The sequence below is a fragment of the Kitasatospora sp. SUK 42 genome, assembly GCF_015776785.2.
Classification (GTDB): Bacteria; Actinomycetota; Actinomycetes; order Streptomycetales; family Streptomycetaceae; genus Kitasatospora.
The window spans coordinates 702,755-707,536 of the sequence record NZ_LFMD02000007.1; the positions used below are offsets into that span (position 1 = coordinate 702,755).

Here is a 4,782-nt window from a genome sequence, read left to right on the forward strand (position 1 = left end):
CCGATCACCAGGTCGAACCCGGTCTTCTCCAGCGCCTTCGCCAGCACCGCCGACGTCCCGATCACATCCGAACCGTGGATGTCCTCGTCGTTCACGTGCACGGCCTTGTCCGCACCCATCGACAGCGCCTTGCGCAGCGCGTCCTTCGCATCGTCCGGACCCACCGTCAGCACCGTCACCTCGGCGCCCTCGTTCGCCTCCGCGATCCGCAGCGCCTGCTCGACACCGTACTCGTCCAGCTCCGACAGGAGGCCGTCCACGCCCTCCCGGTCCGTGGTGTGGTCGTCCGCGAAACGGCGGTCACCCGTCGCATCCGGCACGTACTTCACACAGACAACGATCCTCAAGCTCACGGCCTTGTCTCCTGTACTGGTCTCGTCCGGCGGCTGCGGCGGTGCAAGCGGGCGCGCACACGGCGCGCACCCGCTCCGGGCAGCGAGTTTCCCGTGCCGGTCCGGAACTTCCTGGCAGCATACTCGGCAGTAGCCCAGTGGTCACTACTGGCCAGTAGCTTATGCCGCAGGGCTGCACCACCGCCTGCGCCCATCCTGCCCCAGCCGGGTACCGAGTCCACCTCGCGGGGTGGCCAACCGGAGCGAGATTCCCGGGGCGGGGCGCGCGGCCGAGGCCCGAGCGACGGACGGCGAGCGGGGAGCGGGGAGCGGGGGGGCGGCAGCCGACAGCCGACGAATAACAGATAACAGCGAACAGATGACGAAAGCTGTCCGCTGCTATCTGTTCGCTGCAATCCGTTGCCTGAAACCCGCCCCCCGTCAGACCGCCTGGCCGAGCGCCGCGATCACGTCCACCTTCCGCGGCGTCCCCGCCGCCCGGCGCACCACCCGCCCGTCGGCGTCCAGCACCAGGACGGTCGGCGTCCGCAGGATCTCCAGTCGCCGGACCAGCTCCAGCCGCGCCTCGGCGTCCACCTCTACGTGCGCGACCCCGTCGACCATCTCCGCCACCTCGGCCAGCACCCGGCGGGTCGCCCGGCACGGCTGGCAGAAGGCCGTCGAGAACTGCACCAGCGTCGCCCGCTCGCCGAGCGGCCCGCCCAGCTCCGCCGCCGACAGCCGTACCGCCCCGTCCCTGGTGCCCACCTTCAGTCTCCCGTCATGCCTGGTCGCGGTAGCCCGAACGTGGTCGCCCCGCCAGCGCGACAACGCACACCACCGATCCGGTCATCCCACAAGTCTGAGGCAGCGCCCCCCGCCCACAAAAGAGAGGTCGACCGCCGACACCGGCCCGCGTACGATCGGCCCGTGGATTCCGAGCGCCCTGCCGCACCGCTGCCGCTGACCTTCCGTCGCGTAGTCGACCACGGTCGCGCCGCCACCTCCCGATGTCGCTGACACCCCCAGCCGCAGCCGTCCGTCGCGACCTCCCGGAGCTCCCGTGCAGACAGATCCCCGCGGTCACCGCTTCGCCGCCGCTCTCGCCTCGCTCGTCCTGGTCGTCGTCCTGATCACCGGCAACGAGTTCCTGCTGGCCGCCCAGGCCCTCGTCTTCGCCCTCGGCGCCTTCGGCGGCCTCCGGTCCTCCCCGTACGGCTGGCTGTTCCGGACCTTCGTCCTCCCCCACCTGGCACCGCCCACCGAGACCGAGGACGAGCGGTCGCTGCGGTTCGCCCAGGGCGTCGGCCTGGTCTTCACCTCCGTCGGCGCCCTCGGCTACGTCACCGGAGTCACCTGGCTCGGACTGCTGGCCACCGCGTTCGCCCTCGCCGCGGCCTTCCTGAACTCGGCCTTCGGCTACTGCCTCGGCAGTGAGATCTACCCGATCGTCCGACGCGCCCAGGGCCGCCTCGGCGCCGGGGCCTGACCGCTCCGCCGCACCAGCCGCACAGCGCCGCGATCCCCTGATGGCCACGGAACGACCCCGAGGTCGACATCAAGGTCAAGGAACGGAAAAGTTCCCGACCTTATTCATCACGGAGATCACACCGCGAATATTCGCTTGACCGCACGCCTCAGGTGACAGCAGGCACTCGTTCGGGGGATCATCTCCGTGTATCACCCGTGACCGCCGCGGCGTGCCGTGCTCCGGTCGGCCCCCGCGCACGGCGCGGGTACCCGCCGTACCGGGCTCCGGCCCGTGGAAGTCAGGACTGACCGTGGCAGAGTTCGTCTACCCGCCGGTGATCGGCGCCGCACTCACCGCCTTCCGCGCGCTCGACGTGCGGATCAAGATCGTGGGTGCCGAGCACATCCCCGCCACGGGCGGAGCGGTGCTGGTCAGCAACCACATCAGCTACCTGGACTTCCTCTTCGCCGGCCTCGGCGCCTACCGCGGTGGCAAGCGCAAGACCCGCTTCATGGCCAAGGACGACGTCTTCAAGCACGGCATCTCCGGCCCTCTGATGCGCGGCATGAAGCACATCCCGGTCGACCGCACCGACGGCCAGCCCGCCTACGAGGCCGCCGTGCGAGCCCTGAAGGCCGGCGAGGTCGTCGGAGTGTTCCCCGAGGCGACCATCAGCCGCTCGTTCATGCTGAAGAAGTTCAAGACCGGAGCCGCCCGGATGGCCGCCGACTCCGGCGCCCCGCTGCTGCCCGTCGTCCTCTGGGGCACCCAGCAGCTCTGGACCAAGGGCCGCCCGAAGACGCTCACCAAGCGCCACGTCCCGGTGACGATCATGATCGGCGAACCGATTCACCTCGGTCCGAACGACAAGCCCGTCATGGTCACCAGGAAGCTGCGCGCCGCCATGAGCGAGATGCTCGACCGGGCCCAGCGCGAGTACCCCGGCAAGCCCTCCGGCCAGGACGACGCCTGGTGGCTGCCCGCCCACCTCGGCGGCAGCGCACCCACCCTGGAGGTCGCCGAGGCCGAGGACGAGGCGGAAGCACTCGCCAAGGCCGAGCGCCGCGCCGCCCGGGGCTGAGCCCCGCCGCCGACCGCCGCTCCGCAGCCCTCTACTCCGTGCGACCGAGCGGACGCGCTCCGTCGCGTGTCGCCCGTCCTCCGACCTTCCCGTCTGACACAGTGGCAGCTCCTTCCAGGGGCCTCCGTCCGGATTCCACGCCGAATCGGGGACGGAACACACGTCAGAGCGGTCGGAAAGGTCGAAGGCGGAGATGAAACGAAGCACCGGCACACGGCAGTCCCCCAGGAACAAGGCCCGCACCCGCGCAACCGCCGGTGCGGGCCTTCTGCTTGTGGGCACCCTGCTCACCGGCTGCGGGGCCGAGCCCGGGGACATCCCACTGTCCGAGATCCGGCCGGAGTCCGCCCCCACCACTCCCGACCCGGCCGCCTCCGCGGCCTCCGGTGTGGTCGGCGCCGCGGCAGGGACTGCCGCAACCGCGCACGACGGACTGATCGTCAGCCGGGCCTACACCGACGCCGACCGGAACACCAGCACCATCGTCACCCTGTCCCCCGACGGCACCGGCCAGCACCAGGTCACCCAACCCTCCGACCGCACCCTCGACGACCGGCCCGACTGGTCCCCCGACGGCACCACCATCGCCTTCGACCGCACCGACCGCAGGAGCGGCACCGCCAGGCTCTGGGCGGTGTCCGCCACCGGCGACAACGCGCACCAGCTCAGCCAGCTCTGCGACACCAGCGCCGCCACCGCCGACTGCGCCAACGAGGACGAACGCGCCCCCGCCTTCTCACCCGACGGCAAACAACTCGCCTTCAGCCGCTCCTGGGGCGCTCTGGACACGGCCGGCAACAAGCAGACCCAGTACTCGGACCTCTACTTGATGAGCCCCGACGGCACTGACGTCCAGCGGCTCACCTTCCTCACCAACGACAAGCCGTACTCCGGCACCGTCAGCAACCCCAGCTGGTCACCCGACGGCAAGCAGCTCACCTTCGAGTACCGCACGGGCGCCTCCGGACAGCCCGCCAACAGCCGCTCCATCTACGTCGTGGGCGCGGACGGCACCGGGCTCCGGCAGCTCACCCCGTGGGAACTGCGCGCCGGCGACCGCGCGAGCTGGTCACCCGACGGCACCCAGATCCTCTTCACCACCTACCCGGCCGACTCGGACAACACCCCCGGCGGCGGCATCTACACCGTCCACCCCGACGGCACCGCCATCGGAGCCCTGACCCCCGCCCCGTCCGACGCCTCCTACGGCACCGCCGCCTACGCACCCGACGGCAAGTCCGTCGTCTTCGCCCAGGCCCCCGCGGGCTCCGGCGCCGACCTGTACACCATGCGGCCGGACGGAACGGGCGTCACCCGACTCACCAACAACCCGGACCAAGGACTCAGCCGACCTGTCTGGGGAACGGCGGACGTGCCGGCAGCGCAGGCGCAGGCGCCCCGGGCACCGCAGACAGCGCGGCCCGGGGCCACGGCGTCCCCATCGGCATCGGCATCGGCGGCTCCGGCCGATGCGCAAGAACAGTCCGAGGCCGAGGATGACGAACTCGACGACAACTGACCGATAAACGCAGAAAGACCCCCTCCCGAATGGGAGGGGGTCTTTCTGGAATAATTGTTCGGCGGCGTCCTACTCTCCCACAGGGTCCCCCCTGCAGTACCATCGGCGCTGTGAGGCTTAGCTTCCGGGTTCGGAATGTAACCGGGCGTTTCCCTCACGCTATGACCACCGAAACACTATGAAACTGTCAACCGCACCAACCACGAATGGTTGGGGTCGTTGTTTCAGAACAACACAGTGGACGCGAGCAACTGAGGACAAGCCCTCGGCCTATTAGTACCGGTCAACTCCACCCCTCACAGGGCTTCCATATCCGGCCTATCAACCCAGTCGTCTACTGGGAGCCTTACCCTCTCAAGGAGGTGGGAGTGCTCATCTC

General features: G+C 69.9%; 4 protein-coding genes, 1 rRNA gene and 1 pseudogene. 3 read left to right on the forward strand and 3 right to left on the reverse strand.

Going from position 1 to position 4,782, the window contains the following annotated elements:
* Both RZ50_RS24805 and RZ50_RS24810 read right to left on the reverse strand, forming a co-directional pair.
* Positions 1–353 (reverse strand): annotated as a pseudogene (locus RZ50_RS24805) (electron transfer flavoprotein subunit beta); the annotation flags it as partial.
* Positions 354–773: 420 nt separating this feature from the next.
* Positions 774–1,100, reverse strand: coding sequence for a thioredoxin family protein (locus RZ50_RS24810; RefSeq protein WP_374199981.1), 327 nt, complete (start codon positions 1,098–1,100; stop codon positions 774–776).
* A gap of 295 nt (positions 1,101–1,395) precedes the next feature.
* Here RZ50_RS24810 and RZ50_RS24815 point away from each other — a divergent pair, with 295 nt between their 5' ends.
* The 3 genes from RZ50_RS24815 to RZ50_RS29955 all read left to right on the forward strand — a co-directional run bounded on the left by RZ50_RS24815 (position 1,396) and on the right by RZ50_RS29955 (position 4,403).
* Positions 1,396–1,821 (forward strand): DUF4395 domain-containing protein, encoded by a 426-nt coding sequence (locus RZ50_RS24815; protein WP_196950387.1) that lies wholly within the window; start codon positions 1,396–1,398, stop codon positions 1,819–1,821.
* Positions 1,822–2,113: 292 nt separating this feature from the next.
* Entirely contained in the window at positions 2,114–2,884 is a 771-nt protein-coding gene (locus tag RZ50_RS24820) for a 1-acyl-sn-glycerol-3-phosphate acyltransferase (protein ID WP_196950386.1), read from the forward strand.
* A 274-nt stretch (positions 2,885–3,158) separates the two neighbouring features.
* Positions 3,159–4,403, forward strand: coding sequence for a PD40 domain-containing protein (locus RZ50_RS29955; protein ID WP_196950385.1), 1,245 nt, complete (start codon positions 3,159–3,161; stop codon positions 4,401–4,403).
* 56 nt (positions 4,404–4,459) lie between these two features.
* On the opposite strand, the gene rrf is transcribed toward RZ50_RS29955, so the two are convergent.
* Positions 4,460–4,576: ribosomal RNA gene (gene rrf / locus RZ50_RS24830) — 5S ribosomal RNA — on the reverse strand.
* Positions 4,577–4,782: the final 206 nt, after the last annotated feature.